The 20449-nt window shown below is 70.0% G+C and carries 16 protein-coding genes; 7 read left to right on the forward strand and 9 right to left on the reverse strand.

What is annotated here, in order from left to right; genetic code table 11:
- Nucleotides 1-381 precede the first annotated feature (381 nt).
- Together MKL09_RS30935 and MKL09_RS30940 are read left to right on the forward strand one after the other, a co-directional pair.
- Complete coding sequence (locus tag MKL09_RS30935) at nt 382-2568, forward strand: TonB-dependent receptor (RefSeq protein WP_409567026.1); 2187 nt, start codon at nt 382-384, stop codon at nt 2566-2568.
- 134 nt (nt 2569-2702) lie between these two features.
- On the forward strand, nt 2703-3479 hold the full coding sequence (locus MKL09_RS30940) for a hypothetical protein (RefSeq protein ID WP_244025777.1): 777 nt from the start codon (nt 2703-2705) through the stop codon (nt 3477-3479).
- Between the two features lie 9 nt (nt 3480-3488).
- Here MKL09_RS30940 and metB read toward each other — a convergent pair whose 3' ends face one another.
- Both metB and MKL09_RS30950 read right to left on the reverse strand, forming a co-directional pair.
- Complete coding sequence (gene metB, locus MKL09_RS30945) at nt 3489-4652, reverse strand: cystathionine gamma-synthase (RefSeq protein WP_244025778.1); 1164 nt, start codon at nt 4650-4652, stop codon at nt 3489-3491.
- Nucleotides 4653-4816: 164 nt separating this feature from the next.
- A complete protein-coding gene (locus MKL09_RS30950) occupies nt 4817-5341 on the reverse strand; it encodes an efflux RND transporter periplasmic adaptor subunit (RefSeq protein ID WP_244025779.1) in 525 nt (174 codons plus the stop codon).
- A 111-nt stretch (nt 5342-5452) separates the two neighbouring features.
- Here MKL09_RS30950 and MKL09_RS30955 point away from each other — a divergent pair, with 111 nt between their 5' ends.
- Nucleotides 5453-6169, forward strand: coding sequence for a FadR/GntR family transcriptional regulator (locus MKL09_RS30955; protein ID WP_244025780.1), 717 nt, complete (start codon nt 5453-5455; stop codon nt 6167-6169).
- A gap of 14 nt (nt 6170-6183) precedes the next feature.
- Here the strand turns inward: MKL09_RS30955 and MKL09_RS30960 are convergent, their stop codons facing one another.
- Nucleotides 6184-6585, reverse strand: coding sequence for a GntR family transcriptional regulator (locus MKL09_RS30960; protein WP_244025781.1), 402 nt, complete (start codon nt 6583-6585; stop codon nt 6184-6186).
- A gap of 110 nt (nt 6586-6695) precedes the next feature.
- Here MKL09_RS30960 and MKL09_RS30965 point away from each other — a divergent pair, with 110 nt between their 5' ends.
- Nucleotides 6696-9017, forward strand: a complete 2322-nt coding sequence (locus MKL09_RS30965; RefSeq protein WP_244025782.1) for a TonB-dependent siderophore receptor — start codon at nt 6696-6698, stop codon at nt 9015-9017.
- Nucleotides 9018-9083: 66 nt separating this feature from the next.
- On the opposite strand, the gene MKL09_RS30970 is transcribed toward MKL09_RS30965, so the two are convergent.
- Both MKL09_RS30970 and gcvA read right to left on the reverse strand, forming a co-directional pair.
- Nucleotides 9084-11225 (reverse strand): helicase-related protein, encoded by a 2142-nt coding sequence (locus tag MKL09_RS30970; protein WP_244025783.1) that lies wholly within the window; start codon nt 11223-11225, stop codon nt 9084-9086.
- 126 nt (nt 11226-11351) lie between these two features.
- Nucleotides 11352-12239 carry a transcriptional regulator GcvA gene (gene gcvA / locus MKL09_RS30975; protein WP_244025784.1) on the reverse strand — a complete coding sequence of 296 codons (888 nt, stop codon included), beginning with the start codon at nt 12237-12239 and terminating at the stop codon, nt 11352-11354.
- A gap of 95 nt (nt 12240-12334) precedes the next feature.
- Between gcvA and MKL09_RS30980 the strand changes: the two genes are divergently transcribed.
- A complete protein-coding gene (locus tag MKL09_RS30980; protein WP_244025785.1) occupies nt 12335-13597 on the forward strand; it encodes an MFS transporter in 1263 nt (420 codons plus the stop codon).
- Between the two features lie 110 nt (nt 13598-13707).
- On the opposite strand, the gene MKL09_RS30985 is transcribed toward MKL09_RS30980, so the two are convergent.
- Nucleotides 13708-14406, reverse strand: coding sequence for a glutathione S-transferase family protein (locus tag MKL09_RS30985; protein WP_244025786.1), 699 nt, complete (start codon nt 14404-14406; stop codon nt 13708-13710).
- Complete coding sequence (gstA, locus tag MKL09_RS30990) at nt 14403-15032, reverse strand: glutathione transferase GstA (RefSeq protein ID WP_244025787.1); 630 nt, start codon at nt 15030-15032, stop codon at nt 14403-14405. The genes MKL09_RS30985 and gstA overlap by 4 nt, the downstream gene beginning before the upstream one ends.
- Nucleotides 15033-15204: 172 nt before the next feature.
- On the opposite strand from gstA, the gene MKL09_RS30995 reads away from it, so the two are divergent.
- A complete protein-coding gene (locus MKL09_RS30995) occupies nt 15205-15666 on the forward strand; it encodes a MarR family winged helix-turn-helix transcriptional regulator (RefSeq protein WP_244025788.1) in 462 nt (153 codons plus the stop codon).
- A 99-nt stretch (nt 15667-15765) separates the two neighbouring features.
- Here the strand turns inward: MKL09_RS30995 and MKL09_RS31000 are convergent, their stop codons facing one another.
- Both MKL09_RS31000 and MKL09_RS31005 read right to left on the reverse strand, forming a co-directional pair.
- Nucleotides 15766-17028 (reverse strand): PAS domain-containing methyl-accepting chemotaxis protein, encoded by a 1263-nt coding sequence (locus tag MKL09_RS31000; protein ID WP_244025789.1) that lies wholly within the window; start codon nt 17026-17028, stop codon nt 15766-15768.
- A 324-nt stretch (nt 17029-17352) separates the two neighbouring features.
- Entirely contained in the window at nt 17353-19083 is a 1731-nt protein-coding gene (locus MKL09_RS31005; RefSeq protein ID WP_244025790.1) for an adenylate/guanylate cyclase domain-containing protein, read from the reverse strand.
- A 505-nt stretch (nt 19084-19588) separates the two neighbouring features.
- Between MKL09_RS31005 and MKL09_RS31010 the strand changes: the two genes are divergently transcribed.
- A complete protein-coding gene (locus MKL09_RS31010; RefSeq protein WP_244025791.1) occupies nt 19589-20170 on the forward strand; it encodes a DNA-3-methyladenine glycosylase in 582 nt (193 codons plus the stop codon).
- Nucleotides 20171-20449: the final 279 nt, after the last annotated feature.

Here is a 20449-nt window from a genome sequence, read left to right on the forward strand (position 1 = left end):
CGGTGTCTCCCCGGAGGCGAATCGGGCCGGCTCGGGCTGGTGGGCGGATGGCGGTACGCTCGCCGGACAGGGATGAACACGTCTTTGGTGAGCTGGGCGATCCGCCGACGCCGGGTCCGGCTTGAGCGGACCGCCCCCGACCCTCGAACGCATGGCGGCGGTCGATCCTATGATCCTTCGCGCCATGCGGTTCTGGATTCAAGCAAAACGCATCAACATCCCTCGTTGAATTGCGGCATCGGCAAAAACTTTAAGTTGGTGTTTGTATAGATGTTCCAATTTTAGAGTAAAAACTCCCTAGATAAGTTTCGTTGACTTGCTGACTATGCCATGGAACGGCGATCTCGATCGGTTCAGCGCCGGGATATCGAGTCGTCCAAGATGCCCATGTCGCGTTCAGGCTGTTGGGGACTGGTGTGTCTCGCCTCCGTCGCGATTCTGGGCGCGAATGACCTAGGCGTCGTCGGTCCCGGTGCCGCGCGGGCCGAGGATGTCCGTCCCGGATCCACCGTCCAACTGGACGAACTCTCGGTGGAAAGCACCGGCGCGCCGCGCGGAGTCGTTCCGGCCTATGCCGGCGGGCAGGTCGCGCAGGGTGGACGCGTCGGCCTGCTCGGCAACACCGAGGCGAAAAAGTCGCCGTTCAGCGTCACCAGCTACACCGACACCTTCGTGCGCGACCAGCAGGCCCGCACGGTGTCCGAGGCCCTGAGCCGCGACCCATCGGTGCGCGCCACCCAGACGACCGGGGCGCCGTTCGATTCGTTCTCGATCCGCGGCTTCCCGTCCGGTGAGGGGACGAGCGGCGAGATCGCGTTCGATGGGGTCTACGGCGTCGCGCCGAGCTTCCGGGTCTTCACCGATTATGCCGAGCGGATCGAGGTGCTGAAGGGACCCTCGGCGGCTTTGTCCGGGGTCTCGCCGAACGGCGCGGTCGGCGGCGTCGTCAACGTCGTTCCCAAGCGCGCCGGCGAGGATCTGACCCGGTTCACCCTCGATTACGGCTCGGTCGCCCGGGGCGGCAGCCAGCTCGACGTCGCGCGCCGCTTCGGCCCCGGCCGGGAATGGGGCGCCCGCGTGGTCGGTAGCCTGCATGGCGGCGACACGCCGTTCGCGCGCCAATCCGAGACGACCGGCGTCGGGGCGCTCGCCCTCGACTATCAGGGCGACCGCTTCCGCGGCTGGCTCTACCTGCTGGCGCAGACCGACCGCTTCGACGCGCCCCTGCGCCCGTTCCAGCTCCGGGCCGGCGTGCCGGTCCCGCTTGCGCCGGACGGCCGCCTCAACCTGACCCAGCGCTGGGAATACTCGGATATCGACGACCGCGGCGCCCTGCTGCGCCTGGAATACGACCTCACCGACGCGATCACGCTGTTCGCCGATGCCGGCGGGGCGCAGACCGAGGTCGATCGCTACTTCCAGTCGGCGCCGACCATCCTCAATGCCCGCGGCGACACGACCAGCACGCCGCAATTCTACGCGATGGGCATCGACCGCTCGACTTATGATGGGGGCGCCCGGGCTCGGTTCGAGACCGGCTTCATCCACCACGCCGTCGTGGTGCAGGCCTCGGCCTACAACGAGGATACGGCGCGGCAACTTCCCGCCGGGCGGGGCGCCTACCTGTCGAACCTCTACGCGCCGCAGCTCGCCGCCACCATTCCGCCACCGATCACCGCCGGGCGGCCGCGCCTGTCCGACAGCACGCTGTCGGGGGTCGCGGTGGCCGACACGCTCTCGGCCCTCGACGAGCACATCCTGCTGACGCTGGGGGTGCGCCGGCAGCGGGTCGAGGCCCACAACTACCTGTCCAATGTCGGCACGCTGAGCTCCGCCTACGACAAGAGCGCGACCACCCCGGTGGTCGGCCTAGTGGTGCGGCCGTGGGACGCCGTCTCGCTCTACGCCAACTCCATCGAGGGCCTGAGCCGCGGCGACGTCGCCCCGCTGGCGGCAAGCAATGCCGGCACGATCCTGGCGCCTTACGTTGCGCATCAGGTCGAGGCGGGGGTGAAGCTCGATCTCGGCCGGATCGGCGCCACATTCAGCGCCTTCCGGATCACCAAGCCGAACGGCGAGGCGAATCCCGTCACCCGAAACTTCGGCCAGACCGGCGAGCAGCGCATCAGCGGGCTCGAGTTCTGCGTCTACGGCGAGATCACCCCGGAACTGCGGGTGCTCGGCGGCCTCAGCCTGCTCGACGGCGTTCTCACTCGGACGGTCACCACCAGCAATCTCGGCCACGTGCCAATCGGGGTGCCGGATGTGCAGCTCAATCTCGGCGCCGCGTGGGACCTACCCGGGCTGCCGGGCCTCACCGTCGACGGGGCGGTGATCTACACCGGGCGGCAGTATGTCGACCTCGCCAACACCCAGGCCCTGCCGGACTGGGCGCGGCTCGATCTCGGCCTGCGCTACGCGACGACGATCGACGGGCGCCGGACGACGTTCCGAGCCAACGTGCTGAATGCCACCGGGACACGCTACTGGACCGGGGTCGCCTCGTTCGGGACGTTTTTCCAGGGCGGCCCGCGCACCTATCTGCTGTCGATGTCGTTCGACCTGTAGGGATCGATGGCGTGCGGCCGCATGCCTCTATGCGGCGATGTTTCACGGGAAACACTTTCTTAAACCCGGCCGCCCGAACCTGTGACCCGGATGCCGTCGCCTTCCCGCGCGTCGCGCGCTAGCACGGCCCCGGCATGACGGCATCGATCACGACATCCAGCTGGCGCGACCTGAAGAACGCCAAGGCCCGGGCCCGTCTGGAACGGGCCCTGCCTTCGATCTTCCCGGCCCCGGTCCTGCACCACGCCCTGACGCGGCCCCTGATCCCGCCGACGCCCCGGCTGGCGGTGGAGAGCTACTGGCGCAACCACATCCTGCGGGCCGACCGGCTGGCCCGGGCCCTGGCGGTGCGCTCGGGGACGCCGGAGAGCTGGACCTGGCAGCTCGGCGAGGGCGGTGCCGGCGGCCGCCCGGCGAGCTTCCGGGTGCCGCCCGCTCCGTTCCGCGAGCCGGCCTTCGCCCGCGGCCGCGGCGCCTGCTGCATCTGCGGCCAGCCGGTCTACCGCTTCGGCTGGCACCGGGACCTCTGGGGGCAGGGCGTCCCGAACGGCAAGGCCGGCTGGCACGCGGCCTGTGTCGCCGCCTGGAAGTTCTGGAGCGCGCCGCACGAGCAGGTCAAAGTGCTGAAGCGCCACCAGGGGCATCGCTGCAAGGCCTCGGGCAAGCGGCTGCTGCGCACCGCCGAGGTCGACCACGCCCTGCCGCTCTACCGGGTCTGGCGCGAGCACCGGGACGCGCCCTGGCCGGAACTGCTCGGCTACTGGGGGGCGCCGAACCTGCAGGTGGTCAACCGGACCGCCCACGTCCTGAAATGCCGGGACGAGGCGGCCGAGCGCTCCCAGACCCTGCGGCTGTCCCGGTATCGGGTGGTCGAGGACGAGTCCGGGTTCAGCGTGGTCGAGGAGGAGTGAGCCGCCGGCTCAGCCGCGCGTGACCGCCTCCAGGCCGCGGGACAGGTCGGCCAGAAGATCGTCCACGGCTTCGAGGCCGATCGACAGGCGCAGCAGCCCGTCCGTGATGCCCGCGATGGTGCGCGCCTCGGGATCCATCGCGGCATGCGTCATGGTCGGCGGGTGCGCGATCAGGCTCTCGACGCCGCCCAGCGACTCGGCCAGCGTGAACACCCGCAGCGTCTCCACCAGGGTCTTCACCGCGGCGCGACCGCCGGCCAGCTCGAAGCTCAGCATGGCGCCGAACCCGGCCTGCTGCGCCTTGGCGATGGCGTGGCCCGGATGGCCCGGCAGGCCCGGGTAATGGACCCGGCTCACGGCCGGATGGGCGTCCAGGAAGGCCGCGAGCTGCCCGGCGTTCTGCTGCTGGCGCTCGACCCGGACGAACAGGGTGCGGATGCCGCGCAGCGTCAGGTAGGCGTCGAGCGGCGAGCCCGTGACCCCGATCGTGTTCGCCCAGGCGGCGAGTTCGTCGCCAACCGAGGCCTCGGCGGCGATCACCGCCCCGCCGATCACGTCCGAATGGCCGTTGAGGAATTTCGTGGTGGAGTGGACGACGAGATCCGCCCCGAGGGCGATCGGCTGCTGCAGAGCCGGCGACAGGAAGGTGTTGTCGACCACGGCCAGGGCGCCGACCGCCTTGGCCTGACCGGTGACCCGGCGGACATCCACCACCCGCATCAGCGGGTTGCTCGGCGTCTCGACCAGCACGACCTTGGGTTCTTGGGCGAGCGCCGCAGCCAGGGCGGCCGCGTCGGTCTGGTCAACGAAGATCACGCGGTACTGCCCGCGGGCGGCGCGCAGGCTGAGCAGCCGGTGCGTTCCGCCGTAGCAATCATGCGGCGCGACCAGCAGGTCGCCGGGACACAGGCTCGACAGGGCGAGATCGAGGGCGGCCATGCCGCTCGACACCATGACGGCCCGGGCGCCGCCCTCGAGCTTGGCGATGGTGTCGGCCAGCTGATCGCGGGTCGGATTGCCGAGCCGGGAGTAATCGTACGGGCCGGGCTGCTCGAAGGCCGGGAACTTGAAGGTCGTCGACAGATGGATCGGCGCGATCACGGCCCCGAAGGCCGTATCCTGGGCCACCCCGTTGGTCGCCGCGATGGTGCGGGCATCGAGTCCCTCGGGCATCGGCTGTTCCTTCCTGCGCCGGAATCGGGCCGGCGCGCGTGACCGGCTGGCTGGTACGCGCGTTCTTTATGGCGAACGGAACAGGCTTTCAAGAGAACGATGGCCGCGATCCGAGGCCGGCTTCCGGCGCGTCCGCTATTGGCCGGTGCCCGGTCACGGCCTCGTCACGGCAGGAAATCCAGCCGGGACAGCAAGCGTCCGCCGGCAGCGGCCTCGCCAACGGCGACGCTGCAGGTCATGCCGGCCGCGAGCGACACGCCCGGCGGCACCGTGTCGATATGGATCCGGACGGGAATGCGCTGCGCCAGCCGCACCCAGGTGAAGACCGGGTTGACGCTCGGCAGGCCCAAATGGTTCGGGCTCTCGTTGGCGTCGGCGATGCCGTGCCCGATGCTGTCCACGTGCCCGGAGACGGGCGGCGCGAAGCCCATCAGGCGGATCTCGGCGCGGGCGCCGACCGCGATCCGGGACAGCTTCGTCTCCTCGAAATACGCGGTGATCCAGAATCCCGTGGCATCGATCACCGAGACGTGGGTGACGCCGGCCGTCGCGTAATCGCCCGGCCGCAGCCGGAGGTTGGTGACGTAGCCGTCGACCGGTGCCCGGATCGTGGTGCGATCGAGGTTGATCTGCGCGACAGCCGCGATGCTTGAGCGTGCGAATCCGGAACGAACGTGTGAGGGACCCAAGACCAGCGTGCCGTCGATTTGTAAGCAGGATCATCCTACCTTTATCGCAGCCATCGTCAATCGCTGCGCCGAGAGGTAGGATGATCCTGCTTCCCGCCCGATGAGACCGGCATGGCGACCACCCCGTCCCTTCCCCAGATCCCGCGACGCTCCCTGGTCGATTCGACCATCGATCTCATCCGCACGCAGATCGAGGGCGGCCACTGGACAGTCGGCGCCCGCATCCCGAAGGAGGCGGAGCTTGCCGAGATGCTGCAGGTCGGGCGCAACACCGTGCGGGAGGCCGTGCGGGTGCTCTCCCATGCCAAGGTGCTGGAGGTGCGGCAGGGCGACGGGACCTATGTCCGCCTGAACGTCGACCCGGCGGAGATCATGCGCCGGGTGACCCATGCGAGCCTGCGCGACCATTTCGAGCTGCGCGCTCTCCTCGAAACCGAGGCGGCGCGCCGCGCGGCGGCCCGGCGGAGCGACGACGACCTGCCGCGGCTCGAAGCCTTGCTGGAGGCGCGCGGGGAGCGTCCGCAGGACGGCGACCTCGCCGGCTTCATCGCGCGCGACGTCGCCTTCCACGTGGCGGTGGCGCAATGCGGCGACAACGCCGCCCTCGCGGAACTCTACCGCTACTTCGCGCTGTCGTTGCACGCCAGCACGAGCACGGCGCTGGCCGACCTGACCCTGCCCGAGCCGGACCTCGCGGCCCATCGCCGGCTGGTCGACACGATCCGGGACCGGGACGAGCCCGGCGCGGCGGAGGCTGCCCGGGCGATCGTCGGCCCGATCCTCGATGCCCTCGGGCGCGTCGAGACGCCGGCTGCCTCCGGCGGCTGACGCCCCCGGCTTCGTCAGTCCTGCATCCCCAAAACCTGTCTGGCGAGCGAGACCGCGTCCCGATCGGTGGCGCAGGCGGCCTGGGGCGTGCCGAACGCGCGGACTAGGCTGGGAAAGGCCGCCTCCAGCGCCTGGCGTCGTTCCGCGTCGGGCTCGACCACGATCAAGGCCCGGCAGCGTGCTGCCAGGGCCGCCTTGTTCCGCTTCAGCCAGAGACCCCGGGCGACCCGATCGTCATGCGGCTCGTCGGTCCGGCGGGTCGGGTAGATGAGCGCGAAGGGTTTTTGGCTGGCCAGCAACCGATCCATCTCCGCGCACCAGGCAGGCGCGTAGCCGGGTGAGGACGCCCCCTCATTCCGCAGCCGGACGATGGGGAAGATCGAGACATCGTGGAGGGTGAACGAGTCTTGGTCCATGACCTGAACGCCTTGGAATTGCGCTAAAAGATAGTTTCATCCAATCATCCTACCTTTGTTGACGGAAGCGGGCAATCGCCGTAGCGCTGGGCTCCCCACACAGGAGCCCGATGATGTCTCCGCACCCGCTGCACGCCCTTGCCCATTCCATGTTCGACCGGCCGCGGCCTTCGGGCTTGGGCAGCGGGGCAGGCGGCGCAGTGCTGGCGCTGTTCCTGTGCCTCGCCCCGGCCCAAATCCGCGCCGAGTCTCGGCCGCCGATCGACGGGCCCTCGGGCGACGCGCCGGCCCGGCTCTCGGCAGCTCAGAACCGGGCCGCTCCCAAGCGCGGCCGCGGCGACGGCGCGGAGATCGCGCTGCCGGCCCTCACGGTCAGCGGCCGCGGGATCACCGGCACGGACCCGGTCCCCGGCCTCGTGGCGCGGGTCACGGCCGCGGGCACGAAGACCGACACGCCGGTCATCGCGGTGCCGCAGGCGGTGTCGGTGATTCCCGGGGCGCAGATCGACCAGCAGGCGGCCCGGAGCGTCGGCGATTCCTTACGCTACACGCCGGGCGTCTTCGCCGACACGCGGGTCGGCGGCGTGCTGGAAAGCGTGTTCCTGCGCGGCTTCGGCGGCTTCGCGGCAGGCGCGACCAACCCGCAGATCCTCGACGGCCTGCCGCTGGTCAAGGGCGGCAACTGGGCGGCGCAGGTCATCGACCCGTCGGTGCTGGAGCGCGTCGAGGTGCTGCGCGGACCGGCCTCGGTGCTCTACGGGCAGGCGAGCCCGGGCGGCATCATCGCCATGGTCAGCAAGCGGCCGACCGAGCAGCCTTTCCGCGCGGTCACGCTCACCACCGGCAACCGCAACCGCGCCGAGGCGGCCTTCGATCTCGGCGGCCCGGTCACCGAGGACGGAAACTGGGCCTATCGCTTGAACGGCCTTGGCCGGCGGGTCGACACCCAGGCCGATTTTTCCAGGGAGCAGCGGCTCGTGCTGGCGCCGGCGCTGGCCTGGCGGCCGGACGAGGACACGCACCTCACCCTGCTCGGCTTCTATCAGAACGACCCGGACAACAACTTCTCGGGCTGGCTGCCGGCCGAGGGAACCCTGTTCCCCAACCCGGCCGGGCGCATCCGGCGCCGCTTCTTCCCGGGCGAACCCGGTTTCGATGCTTACGATCGCCAGCAATACATGCTCGGCTACGCCTTCGAGCACCGCTTCGACGCGACCTGGGCCGTCCGCCAGAACCTACGCTACGCCCATATCGACACGCGCTTCGAGGGCGTGGCGATCAACTTCTTCGCCCCGTTCGGCGCGACCTCCAGCCTGCTCGAACGCTCGGCCTCCTGGTCGCGGGAGGCGGTCGACGGCGTGTCGCTCGACAACCAGGCGCAAGCCGACTTCGCCACCGGGCCGATCGGCCATACGGTCCTGCTCGGGCTCGGCTATCAGGGCTCCCGGGCGGACGTGAACGCCTCGGGCTTCGGCCCGGTGCCGGCGATCGACTACGCGGCACCGGTCTACGGCCGGCCCTTCGCGCGCCCGGCCGCTGCACCGCGCACCCGTCAGGACTGGAGCCGTGTCGGCCTCTACGCCCAGGACCAGATGCGCCTGGATCACTGGGCCGTCACGATCGGCGGAAGGCAGGACTGGTCCGTCCTCGACACCGCAACCCGCCCGGCCGCGCGCACCTCCGGGCAGGACGACCAGGCCTTCACCGGCCGGGTCGGCGCCGCCTACCTGTTCGACGGCGGCCTCGCGCCGTATGCAAGCTACGCGACTTCGTTCGAGCCGACGCTGGGCACCGGCTTCTCGGGCACCCCGTTCAAGCCGACCCATGCGCGCCAGGTCGAGGCGGGCGTGAAGTACCAGCCCCCCGGCCTGGAGAGTTTCTTCGCGGTCTCGGGCTTCGACATCACCCAGGACAACGTGTCCACCGCCGACCCGGCGCACCCGTTCTACACCGTCCAGACCGGGGCGGTGCGCTCGCGCGGCATCGAGCTCGAAGCCCGCGCGACCCTGTCCGACAGCCTCGACCTGATCGGCGCCTACACGTATCTCGACACGACCGTGAGCCGGGACAGCGACCCGGCGCTCGTCGGCAAGCGCTTCGTGGCGGTGCCCGACCAGCTGATCTCGCTCTGGGCGAATTACCGGTTCCCAAGCGGGCCGCTCGCGGGCCTCAGCCTCGCCGGCGGGATCCGTGCCATCGGCCGAAGCGCCGGCGACCCGGCCAACAGCTTCTCGGTGCCGGCCGTGACCCTGGTCGATGTCGGCGTCCGCTACGATCTCGGCGCCGCCGATCCGGGGCTGGCGGGCTGGCAGGCCTCGATCAACGCCGCGAACCTGTTCGACCGGACCACTGTAGCCTCCTGCTTCGGGGCGGGCGGCTGCTTCTACGGGAAAGGCCGGACCGTCATCGCCAGCCTCGGCTACCGCTGGTGAGTTTTTAAGTCTTTATTTCGCATTATCTTTTCCCGAAAGCCGGCAACCACCTTTCGGGATGATGCGCTACCGCGTGCCCGCCCGCCGGGTGCGGCGCTCGGCCTTGCGGGTCGCGGTCTCGCGCAGGTGCTGCTCGATGGCATCGTTGGCGCGGCCGCGCATGTGCCGGATCGCCTCGACGTCGTCGAACGTGTCGGGGAAGCGGCGCGACAGCCACAGATAGGCGCTGGCCAGCCGCACGGTGCGCTCCTGGTAGTCGAGTTCCCCGGCCAGGTTCGCCCGCAGCGCCGGGACCGTGGTGCCGGCCGCCCGGGCCTGGCTCCAGCGCTCGAGCATGCCCATGGCGATCTCGTCGCGCCGGTTGATCGGGCAGACCGAGAAGGCGAACTTTTCCTCGATCGGCAGGCGCGCCCGGTCGACCGTCCGGGCGACATCGAGGATTTCCTCCAGGGCCGAGGGCTGGAACGGCGAGCCGGCGTAGAAGGTCGCCCGGGCGAAATGCGTCAGCACCTCGTGGAGGCTCTGGGTCTGCATCTCCTCGGCGACGGACCGGATCGCGCCGAGGTCGGGCCGGACGAAGAAGCGCGAGTCGGCCGCCGGCGCCGTCGGTGCCCCCGACAGCGCGATCCGGATCGGGTCGACCGCGACCGCGTCCGTCGCCGCCACGTAGCCGACATCCTGGTGGCCGTAGCGGCCCGCCCGGCCGGCGATCTGGCGGATCTCGGAATTGGTCAGGCCACGCTCCTTCGTGCCGTCCCACTTGCGCACGGTCGAGAACACGATCCGCTGGAGCGGCCCGAGATTGAGCCCCATGCCGATCGCGTCGGTGGTGACCAGGACGTTGGCCTCGCCGGTGCGGAAGCGCGTGGCCTCGGCCCGGCGCACCTCCGGCGACAGGGCGCCGTAGATCGTCGCCACCCGGTGCCCGCGGGCGACCAGGATCTCGCGGTTCTCGTGCACGGCCCGGCGCGAGAACGCCACGACCGCGTCCCCGGGCTCGACCTTCTCCAGCGGCACCGGCGCATCGAGCAGCAACAGCGGCGACTTGCGGGTGAACGGGATCACCTCCAGCGACTCGCCCGCGGCCTCGGCGGCGCGCCGGACATAGGCCAGTGCGTCGTCGGAGCCGCACACGACCACGGTCCGGGCCGGGACGCCGAACAGCGCGTTGGTCCAGGCCCAGCCGCGATCGGGATCCGACAGCATCTGGATCTCGTCGATCACCGCCACGTCGATCGGGCGGGTCAGGTCGGCGGTCTCGATGGTGCGGGCGGTGTGGGTCGGCTGCGGTTCGCCCAGGACCTCCTCGCCGGTGACCATCCCGGCCCGGAGCCCGCGCTCGCGCAGGGCCTCGTAATTCTCCAGGGCGAGCAGCCGCAGGGGCGCCAGATAGGTGCCGGTCGGCGCCGCCGTCAGCATCTGCAGGGCCGCGTAGGTCTTGCCGGAATTGGTCGGCCCCATGTGGAACAGGATCCGCCGGTTCAGCCGGCGGGCGGCGGCAAAGCGCTCGATATAGGCGCCGAACCCGACCTGATCGCGCAGGCGGCGCAGGCGCGAGCCCTCGCTCGCCACCGCTTTGGCGTGCCGGCGCACGGGGGTGAGCGTGTCGGTCAGGGAACGCGCCAGCTTCGGCCCGAAGGTGAACACCCGGGAGCGCAGCGAGCGGTCGAGATGGGCGATATAGGCGGGGGCGTCGGCCCCGACCTCGCGCAGGTCCTGGAGGATCTGCGCGCGCAGGCGCTCGACCGGCTTGGCGAGGGTCCGGGTGGCCTCGGCCGCCCGCTCCGCCACCGCCGTCCGCAGGGCCTCGATACGGTACGCCGGGTCGTTTCGGGCGGCCATGCGGGCCAGAATCTCGGCCGCCGCCGGGTCCGGGGCACTGTCGATTCGCAGGTCCAGGCGGCCGTTATCGAGGAGCGGGATCTCGGTCCGGATGCTCCAGAGCACCCGGTGGTCCCGCAAAACCGCGGCCTTGAGGACGGGGATGACCTTCCGGACCGCCGGGACGCCGGTCTCGGCGAAGGACCGGGCCGCCCGCCGGGCGCGCAGGACGTCAGCGACCCGCTCGTCCTCGACCTCGGCGCCGAATTCCGGCAGTTCGAGATCGGCGCGCAGGGTTTCCAGGTCGATGGAATTCGGGGGGAGCCCAAGCCGCGCTACGGCTTCGGACAGGGAGACGATCGTGGGGCGGAGACGCTTGCGCGCCATGAATTCACCTTCGGCCGCAGCGTCCGCCCATCGGCGCTGACGCCGCCGCCGAACGGGTTCCTGACAGACATCCTTGCCTGACATGCATCCTTGCGCCAGTCCGATGCCGGACACCATCCCCGGGCTTCAGGAGTCCCCCGCTGCCGCGGTGAGCCACGTGCAGAAGGCGCGCACCGTCGGGTCGTCCACCCGGGCCTCCGGCACGTAGGTGTAGTAGCTCCGCGCCGGCAGCGACGGGCCCGGGAACGGGCAGGTCAGGCGGCCGGCGGCCAGATCGTCGGCGATCAGCCGCTCCGGGCCCATCGCCACGCCGAGGCCATCGAGGGCGGCCTGCAGGGTCAGGTAGAAATGCTCCAGGGTCACGGAGGCCTGCGGGACCAGGTCCGGCACCCCGGCGGCGTGCAGCCAATGCGGCCAGACCTGCGGGAGCGTCGCCGCGTGCAGCAGGGTGTGGTGGCGCAGCTGCTCGGGCTCCTCCAGGGGCAGGCGCTGCAGCAGGGCCGGGCTGCAGACCGGCATGCGCCGCTCGGTCAGGAACGGCTGCCCGACATGGCCGGGGCGCGTATCCGGCCCGCCGCGGATCGCCACGTCGAACGGGTCGGCGAGGCTCGCCAGCGGCACGTTGGAGGTGGTCAACCGGACCTCGATGGCCGGATGGGCGACCTGGAAGCCCGACAGGCGCGGGATCAGCCAGCGCAGGGTGAAGGTGGCGAGCGCGTTGACGTGCAGCAGGCGCGGCCGGCCCCGCTCCACCTGGCGGGCGGTGGCCAGAGCGACGCGGTCGAGGGCGGCGCCGATCTCGGCGGCGTAGCTGCGCCCGGCCTCGGTGAGCACCACCCGGCGGTTGTGGCGCTCGAACAGCGGCACGCCGAGCCACGCTTCGAGCATCTGCACGTGCCGGCTCACCGCCCCGTGGGTGACGCGCAGCTCGTCCGCGGCCCGGGTGAAGCTCGCGTGCCGGGCCGCCGCCTCGAAGGCTTTGACGGCGTTGAGCGGCGGCAGGCGGCGATGCATCCGTGTCAGGTTTCCTCACGCGAGCGTCAGCATAAGGCGTTTGTCAGCCGGGCGCGAGACCCGCATCCTGTGGTGGACGCATCAAGGACAGCAGGATGGCCCGCGCCTCGGAGTTCACCGCCTCGCTCGACGCCGCCCCGGACCGGGAAGCCAAGCGCACCGAGGCCAAGCGCACCCTCGTGGTCGCCGGGATCAACCACGCCCTGCATGACGGCTACACCGACCTGATCTACGTGCTGTTGCCGGTCTGGCAGGCGGAGTTCGGCCTCGACTACGTCGCGCTGGCGCTGCTGCGCTCGCTCTACAACGGCGCGCTCGCCGCCCTGCAGATGCCGGCGAGCCGGCTCGCCCAGTCGCTCGGTATCCGCACGGTGCTGGTCCTCGGCACGCTGCTCAGCGCCGGCGGCTACGCGCTGGCCGGGGCGTCGGGCGGGCTGACCGGGCTCTGCATCGGCCTGCTGCTCGGCGGCGCCGGCAGCAGCACCCAGCACCCGCTGGCCTCGACGGTGATCGCCCGGGCCTACGGGGCGGCGGCGCGCGGTCCGTTGGGCACCTACAACTTCTCCGGCGATCTCGGGAAGGCGGCCGTGCCGCCGCTGGTCGGCTTCCTGCTGACCCTGTCGGGCTGGCGCACGGCGCTCTGGGTGGTCGCCGGCTTGGGCGTCGCAGTCGCGCTCGGCGTCGGTCGCTGGCTGCCGCGTGATCACACCTCACACTGGGAAAGGTCCAAGGAGGCGGCGCGGCCCGCGCAAACCGGCGACGGGACCGGCGGCCGGCCTGGCTTCGGCCTGCTCGTCGCCATCGGCACCCTCGACAACGCCGCCCGCCCGGCCTTCCTGCTCTACCTGCCGTTCCTGCTGCAGGAGAAGGGCGCGGCCCTGACCACCGTGGGGCTGGCGCTCTCCCTGGTGTTCATCGGCGGCGCATTGGGCAAGGCGGTGTGCGGCCGGCTCGGGGAGCGCCTCGGCGTGACCCGGACCGTGCTGCTGACCGAGACCGGGACCGCGGCGGCGATCCTGGCCGTGATCGCCCTGCCGCTCGCCCCCGCGCTGATCCTGCTGCCGCTGCTCGGCGTGATGCTGAACGGCACCTCCTCGGTCCTGTACGGCACAGTGCCGGAACTGGCCCCGCGCGGGCGGGTCGAGCGGGCGTTCGCCGTGTTCTACACCTGCACGCTCGGGGGCAGCGCGCTGGCGGCCCCGCTGCTCTACGGCCGCCTCGGCGACGCGGCCGGCCCCCGCTGGGCAGCGGTGGCCGCCGCCGTGACGGCGCTCGCCGTGGTGCCGCTCATGCTGGCCCTGTCCCGGCATCTCGGTCGGTCCAAGGGTCACACATCGAGGTCGGAAGCACGCGCCTGAAACACCACGTCTCTCCCTCCCCCTTCTGCGGGGGAGGGACACGCGCTTCGTCCGAAGACGTGTGAATCCGGCAGACCACCCCGGGGAAGGGCGGCCCCGGCGGGGCGCGTTCAGGCCGCCAGCTTCAGCAGCCAGGACTCATGCGCTGTCAGGAAGCGCTTGAGCCTGTCGCCGTAATCCTCGGTGACGGCGGTCCGGACGCTGTCCCGGGTCCGGAGGGCCGCCCGCCAGGCCGTGATCTTCGCGCAGGCCTCGAAGACGTCGGTCGGCGCCACGGTGTCGAACACGTCGAAATACCGGAAGACCGGCGCGAACGCCGCATCGACCAGGCTGAATGCCGGGCCTGCGAAGAACGGACCCGCGCCGAGCGCCGCCTCGACCCGTGCGAACTTGGCTACGAGCGCCGCGCGCTTCGCCGCGAAGGTCGCCGCGTCCCTGGCCGTCTCGAAACCCCAGAGATCGGACAGGATCGCCGATCCGAGCTCGATCCAGCCGCGATGGCGCGCCCGGTCGAGCGCGTCGCGCGGATGCAGCGCCGGGCCCGCTTGCGTCTCCTCCAGGTATTCGCAGATGACGGCGCTCTCGAACAGCACGGCCTCGCTGCCGTCCGCCCGGCCGACGATCAGCAGCGGAACCTTGCCCAGCGGCGAGATCGCCCGGAACCAGTCGGGCTTGGCGGCGAGATCGACGGACTGCCTTTCGAACGAAACGCCCTTTTCCGCCAAGGCGATGGCGGCGCGCTGGACGTAGGGACAGAGGGGGTGACTGACCAGCGTGAGGGCCGGCGCCCCGCGTCTCGCGGTCGTCATGCTGCCGTCTCCTCCAACCCCTCGGCGCGCCGCGCGGCGCGCACCGCAGGGCGGGCGCCGACGCGGTCGAGGAAGGCGCGCAGGTGCGGGAACCCGGACAGATCGATCTTCGTGTAGGCGGACCAGCCGACGATCGTGAACAGGTAGGCATCGGCCGCCGAGAAGCCTTCGCCGAGCAGGAACGGACCGCTGCCTGCCAGATGACGCTCCACGAAGGCCAGCCGGTCGCCGATCTTCCGGCGGGCCACGTCCTGGGCCTGCGCCCCATAATCCGGATGGAACAGCCAGGGACTGTACAGCTTGTGCAGCTCCGTGGCGACGAAGGTGAGCCAGGATTGCAGCTCGGCCCGTTCGCGCGTCCCGAGGGCCGGCGCCAGGCCGCGTTCGGGTTTCAGCTCCGCGAGATATTGGGCGATGGCGACGCCTTCCGTCAGGATCGCACCGTCATCGAGCCTGAGCGCCGGGACATAGCCCTTCGGGTTGACAGCGCTGTAGTCGCGCCCGTCCTCGGTGACGTGCGGCGTCCGGGCGATGTCGACACGTTCGAGGTCGAGGGGAAGGCCCGCCTCGTTGGCGACGATGTGCGGGAAGAGCGAGCAGGTTCCAGTCGCGTAATAGAGCTTCATGGCGTGATCTTTCGGCAAGTACCCCAAGGCAAGCGCCCGACGCGCGGCGTCGGGCGTGCGAACGGGGCGCAGTTCCGTGACCTCGGCCGGATCGGCCGGGGGCCTGTCCAGAGCGACATAGATGCAATAGCATGTACCTGCTTCGACCGTCAAGATAGATGTAGATGCATGCATGTCCGACCTGACCGATCTGCCGAGTCCCGTCCCGCCGTCGGTCACCGCCGCCTGGATCGGCCTGATGCGGGCGCAGCGGATCGTCCTCGCCGCGATCGAGGCCGATCTGAAAGCGGCCGGCTTGCCGCCGCTCGGCTGGTACGACGTGCTGCTGGAACTGGCCCGCGCCACTGAGGGGCGCCTGCGTCCCTTCGAGATCGAGAAGCGGACCCTGCTGACGCAGTACAACCTGTCCCGGCTGATCGACCGCCTCGAAGGCAAAGGGCTCGTTCAGAAGGCGTTGTCGGGCGAGGATGGCCGCGGCCGCTGGGTCGTGATCACGCAGGACGGCCGGGCCATGCAGGCGAGGATGTGGGCCGTCTACAGCAGGGCGCTGTCCGATCACGTCGGCCGCAAGCTGGACGAGTCCAGCGCCGATGCTCTGGCCAGCCTCCTGGCGAAGTTGACGGATGGCGGCTGAGATGATCCTCAGCCGCGTGTCGTCGGAGGCCCAGCGTTAGGGCGCGGATTTGGCACCATCTTTCTCCGAAAGCGGGCAAGCGCTTGTCCGGGCCACGCCTCAGGCGGCTCGGATCCGCGTTAGAAAGCTGCCGATCTCGACACCGAGTTGCGCGGATTGCTCCGTCAATCGAAGCGCCGCATTCAAGACCCCGGCTGCGGCCGTCCCATTTTCCTGGGCGCTGGCAGCGATGCCCGAGATGCTCTGCGTAACGTCGCCGGTACCGGCCGCAGCCTGAGCGACGGTCCGCACGATCTCCTGCGTCGCAGCCTGCTGCTGCTCCACGGCGGCAGCGATCGTCGTCGCGACGGCATCGATCTCGCGGATGCGTCCGGCGATGCCGTCGACTGCTGCCACCGCGCGCTCGGTTGCCGATTGGATCTGACCGATCTGTGTTCCGATCTCTTCCGTGGCCTTCGTCGTCTGGCTGGCCAGTTCCTTCACCTCGGCCGCGACGACTGAGAAGCCCCGCCCCGCATCGCCGGCACGAGCCGCCTCGATCGTGGCATTCAGCGCCAGCAGATTGGTCTGGCCGGCGATTGACGAGATCACGGCAATCACCGTGCCGATCTTCGAAGCCGCGGCGTCGAGTTCTTCGATCAGGCCGGTGGTTTGGTTGGCGTCTCCCACGGCCGTGCGCGCGAGCCGAGCGGAGCCGCCGACCTGCTGGCCGATCTCCGAGATCGACGCGCCGAGTTGCTCGGCGGCTGCCGCCACGATGCCAACGCTGCTGGACGTCTGGTCGGCAGCGGCTGCGACCTCGCCGGTGCGGTGCGTGTCCAGCGTCGCAAGGTCCGCCATCCGCCTCGCGAGACCCTCCATGTCCTTGGCCGCCGCCGATAAGGATGCGACCAAGTTCGAGGCGTTCGTGTCGAATTCTAAAATCAGTTCTTCGAGGTGTTGCGAGCGAAGCTCGCTCGCCTGAAGCGCATCGACCTCGGCCTGGATATCGACGAGCGAGCCAAAGGCACGTTGCGGGACGCCGTTCTTGTCGAGGGCCACGCCGCCCACGGCGCGAAACCAGCGGTAGGTCCCGTCCGGCATCTGCAGACGATACTTGACGTCGTACGATCCTCTCTTCTGCCGGCTCTTCAATGCGTTGTCGAACGCAGCGAAGGTCGGGCCGGAATCGTCCGGATGGAGGCGACTCGCCCAGGAATCCATCCGGTTTGGATAGTCTTTCTCTAAGCTATGGCCGACCAACCGGCGGAATTCATCACTCCATGTCCAACGGCTTTTCGGGTGGGCGGGATCGCCATTGTAGAGAATGGCGTCCCACAAACCGACACCTGCATAGGAACGAAGCAGCTGGAGAAGCTCCAATGAATCTCGGTGATGTGTAAACATTTTCAGCCTCAATAAAGTAAAATATGGATATTTATATCAAATAACGGTGTAATTGTTCAATATTATGTGCGAAAATAGAAGAGTTATAACGCATCCAGAGGAAATAATTCGTAATGCAAGCCGTGCCCATCACACGAACGAAATTTGTTATCACAGATGTGATTTCTGTGAAAGTGGTGATGGCCATGTATTAAATCTGACGATTGTGCCAAGTATGATGGCAGAATCTCGTTTTAATAATCAATTGAAACGATAGAATCGAAAAAATAATTAATAACGACCATTGATTTCATTGAATGATCAATTGACACCTATCGTATTCACCCGGACCGGCTCGGACCGGCCCTCCACCGGGATCTCCCGGATCGCCGTCGGCGCGGTCTTGGCCGCGCGGTAGACCGCCTCCGAGACCACCGCGATGCAGCCCAGGACCTTGGTCAGGCCCTGCAGGCGCGAGGCGACGTTGACGGTGTCGCCGAGGGCGGTGAAGCGGGCATCGGTGGCGTCGCCCATCTCGCCGACGATCGCCGGGCCGGCATGGACGCCGATCCCGTACCGGAGGGTGTGCTCCAGGTCGGCGGCCAGCAGCGCGTTGAGGGTGGCGACGTGCTCGGCGATCAGGTCCACCGCCCGGAGCGCGTCGCACGCCGCCGGCTCGGGGTCGGTCTCGAGGCCGAACAGGGCCAGCAGCCCGTCGCCCAGGAACTGGTTGGTCGAGCCGCCGGCCTCCCGCACCGCGTCGCCGACCGCGCCGAGGAAGCGGTTGATGATGAACACCGTGTCGTAGGGCAGCCGCTCCTCGGCGAGCCGGGTCGAGCCGCGCAGGTCGACGAACATCGCCACGATGAAGCGCTCCTCGCCCGATTGCGCCCGGTCGAGCAGGTCCGCCTGCCGGACCCGCGGGGGCAGGGGGAACAGCGGCACTACGGCGAGATCGGATTCGGGCCGGAACTGGCAGGCGAGGCGCACCCCCGGCCCGGCGGCGATGCGTTCCAGCACGGCGTGCTCGGCCCGGCCGGCAGGAGGGATCCGGTCGCTGCCGTCGAGCACGCGGATCCGGCAGGTCGAGCACCGGCCGCGGCCGCCGCAGACGCTGGCATGGGGGATCCGGTTGCGCCGGCTCGCCTCCAGCACGCTGGTGCCCCGGGGCACCCGGACTACTCGCCCGTCGGGGTAGCTGAGCCGGATCGTCCCGCGCTTGATCTCCGCCAGGGTCCGGACCCCGCGGGCGGCGATGACCACGGCGATGAGGCCGGCATAGGTCGTCAGCATCCCGTCGCGGATGGCGGCGAGCCGGGCCACCTGGTCGGGCAGCCCGACATGGACCGGCTGGAGCGCCACGGCCCGCCAAGCCGGGTCCTGCGCCAGGACCACGATCGCCCGGCCGCCCTGGACGAAGCCGAGCAGCGCCAGGACCGGCACCAGCACCGCCACCGCCAGCAGCCAGGGCGCCGCGCGCGCGAAGGCGGGCTTCAGCCGCAGCCAGAAATACAGGCCGGAGCAGCCGTGGATCCAGGCGATGACCAGCATCGCCGCCTGCATCGCGCCGCTGAGCGGGGAGGCGACCCAGAAGGCGTAGAGTTCCTGCGCGTAGCCCTTGTCGAGCCCCTCGGTGGCGAAGGCGATCCGGGTTGCCGCGACGTGGCTGATCAGCAAAGGCGGGATCAGCAGCCCGGAGACCATCTGCACCACCTCGCCGGGACGCCAGCGGAAGTAGCGCGCCGCGTAGAGGGCCTGGAGCCCGAGCCCGAGGTGGATCAGCAGGGCACCGTAGAGCAGCGCCAGGCCCGGCGGATTGAGCCAGAGGGCAGAGGCGACGCTGAGGCCATCCTCCATGGCGTCGAGGGAGATGTTGCCGAGGCCATGGTTGGTCAGGTGGGTGAGGATGTAGGCAAACAGCACCAGACCGCTGCCCAGGCGGAGGCGGCGCAGGCTGAGGACGGGGCGGATCCGGGCGCGCAGCGGGATCGGGGCGGCGGGCGGACTCCCGGCGGCGGATCGGAGCGTCGCAAGCGACGGGGTGCGCATCATGCTGAGAGGTCCGACGAGATCGGCAGCGGGCCCGTTTGTCCGGCCCCTCGTATCAGCAAACGGCGGCCTCGGCCTCCGTTGTATTTCTACTTGCCGGCGAGTCTTGGGTGGGGCCGGGCCGGAAGACGCCGCGAACGCTGCTGGGGCGAGGTCGCGCCACGCATCGCAGGCTGTCCCCGGCGGATGAAACGCGCCCCTTTCCCGGACGCCCGGAACGTCGGTGGACGATGATCCGGGACCCAGCGAAGACGACGCCGCGCGGCGGCACGATCGCGAACCGCCGTTATTGCGCTCGGCCGCTTCGCGTCATCGTGTGCTGGGTCTCAGGTCGCATTCCGCGTGCGTGCATGCGCACGGGAAAAGGCATCGCGGGATCGGCCACGCTTCGCGATGCCGGCTTCCCTTCAAGGTGGACCCGGTTTCGCGAGCCTCGTCACCGAAGCCTCCGCCCGGCGTTGCCCAGGCTGGACGACACCTGCCGCATGACATTCGGAAAAAACCCCCGATGCCCGACCCGTTCTTCGCCCGGAGCGCCGCCGCGGTGGCCGCGGACCTGATCGGTGCGCGGCTCCGGGTCGGCGAGGCGGGCGGGATCATCGTCGAGACGGAGGCCTATGACCGGACCGACCCGGCCTCCCACAGCTTCGCCGGTCCGACCAAGCGGAACGCCAGCATGTTCGGCCCGCCCGGGCACGTCTACGTCTACCGGTCCTACGGCCTGCACTGGTGCCTGAACCTGGTCTGCGAGCCCGGCAGCGCCGTGCTGCTCCGGGCGATCGAGCCGACCGAAGGCCTGGACGCCATGGCGGTGCGCCGGGGCATGGACGATCCGCGGCTGCTCTGCGCCGGTCCCGGCCGCCTGTGCCAGGCGCTGGGCATCACCGGGGCGCTGGACGGCCTGCCGGTGGCGGGGGCGCCGTTCCGGTTCGCGCCCCGGGCGGAGCCCGTCCCGGTGGTGGCGGACCGGCGCATCGGGATCACCCGCGGCGCCGAGACGCCCTGGCGGTTCCTGCTCGCCGGCTCCCGCTTCGTCAGCCGTCCGGCGCGGCGGGCCGCCGGGATTCCCGAACCCGCGCCGCCCGGGTGAGCTCCGGTCGCGCCACAAAGGTCGGGAGCGCGGAAACCATGGCGCGTGCCGGAACGGCCCGGGCGCGCTTGGCCGCCCCAGTAACCTCATGTATGGATTTCCCTCCGGCGGGCTGAAGTTTCTGCAACTACAGGTCTCAGAGCCTGTCCGATAATGATCCGAGGCGGGGTTGAGTGGCCGGGATGGCGATGATTCCAGGTGGGTTGCTGAAGCCTAACCTGGAAGCGCCATGTGGACCCCGACCACCCGGCGGCAGCATAGCCGCGCCGGCCTTCGCTA

The organism is Methylobacterium sp. J-048 (genome assembly GCF_022829515.1).
GTDB lineage: Bacteria > Pseudomonadota > Alphaproteobacteria > Rhizobiales > Beijerinckiaceae > Methylobacterium.

Coding starts and splice junctions, on each gene's coding strand:
- MKL09_RS31010 (WP_244025791.1), top strand. CDS start 19,589: ATGCCCGACCCGTTCTTCGCCCGGAGCGCCGCCGCGGTGGCCGCGGAC.
- MKL09_RS30970 (WP_244025783.1), bottom strand. CDS start 11,225: ATGGCGCGCAAGCGTCTCCGCCCCACGATCGTCTCCCTGTCCGAAGCC.
- MKL09_RS30985 (WP_244025786.1), bottom strand. CDS start 14,406: ATGACGACCGCGAGACGCGGGGCGCCGGCCCTCACGCTGGTCAGTCAC.
- MKL09_RS31005 (WP_244025790.1), bottom strand. CDS start 19,083: ATGATGCGCACCCCGTCGCTTGCGACGCTCCGATCCGCCGCCGGGAGT.
- MKL09_RS30935 (WP_409567026.1), top strand. CDS start 382: ATGCCCATGTCGCGTTCAGGCTGTTGGGGACTGGTGTGTCTCGCCTCC.
- MKL09_RS30940 (WP_244025777.1), top strand. CDS start 2,703: ATGACGGCATCGATCACGACATCCAGCTGGCGCGACCTGAAGAACGCC.
- gstA (WP_244025787.1), bottom strand. CDS start 15,032: ATGAAGCTCTATTACGCGACTGGAACCTGCTCGCTCTTCCCGCACATC.
- MKL09_RS30955 (WP_244025780.1), top strand. CDS start 5,453: ATGGCGACCACCCCGTCCCTTCCCCAGATCCCGCGACGCTCCCTGGTC.
- MKL09_RS30965 (WP_244025782.1), top strand. CDS start 6,696: ATGATGTCTCCGCACCCGCTGCACGCCCTTGCCCATTCCATGTTCGAC.
- metB (WP_244025778.1), bottom strand. CDS start 4,652: ATGCCCGAGGGACTCGATGCCCGCACCATCGCGGCGACCAACGGGGTG.
- MKL09_RS30995 (WP_244025788.1), top strand. CDS start 15,205: ATGTCCGACCTGACCGATCTGCCGAGTCCCGTCCCGCCGTCGGTCACC.
- MKL09_RS30960 (WP_244025781.1), bottom strand. CDS start 6,585: ATGGACCAAGACTCGTTCACCCTCCACGATGTCTCGATCTTCCCCATC.
- MKL09_RS30980 (WP_244025785.1), top strand. CDS start 12,335: ATGGCCCGCGCCTCGGAGTTCACCGCCTCGCTCGACGCCGCCCCGGAC.
- gcvA (WP_244025784.1), bottom strand. CDS start 12,239: ATGCATCGCCGCCTGCCGCCGCTCAACGCCGTCAAAGCCTTCGAGGCG.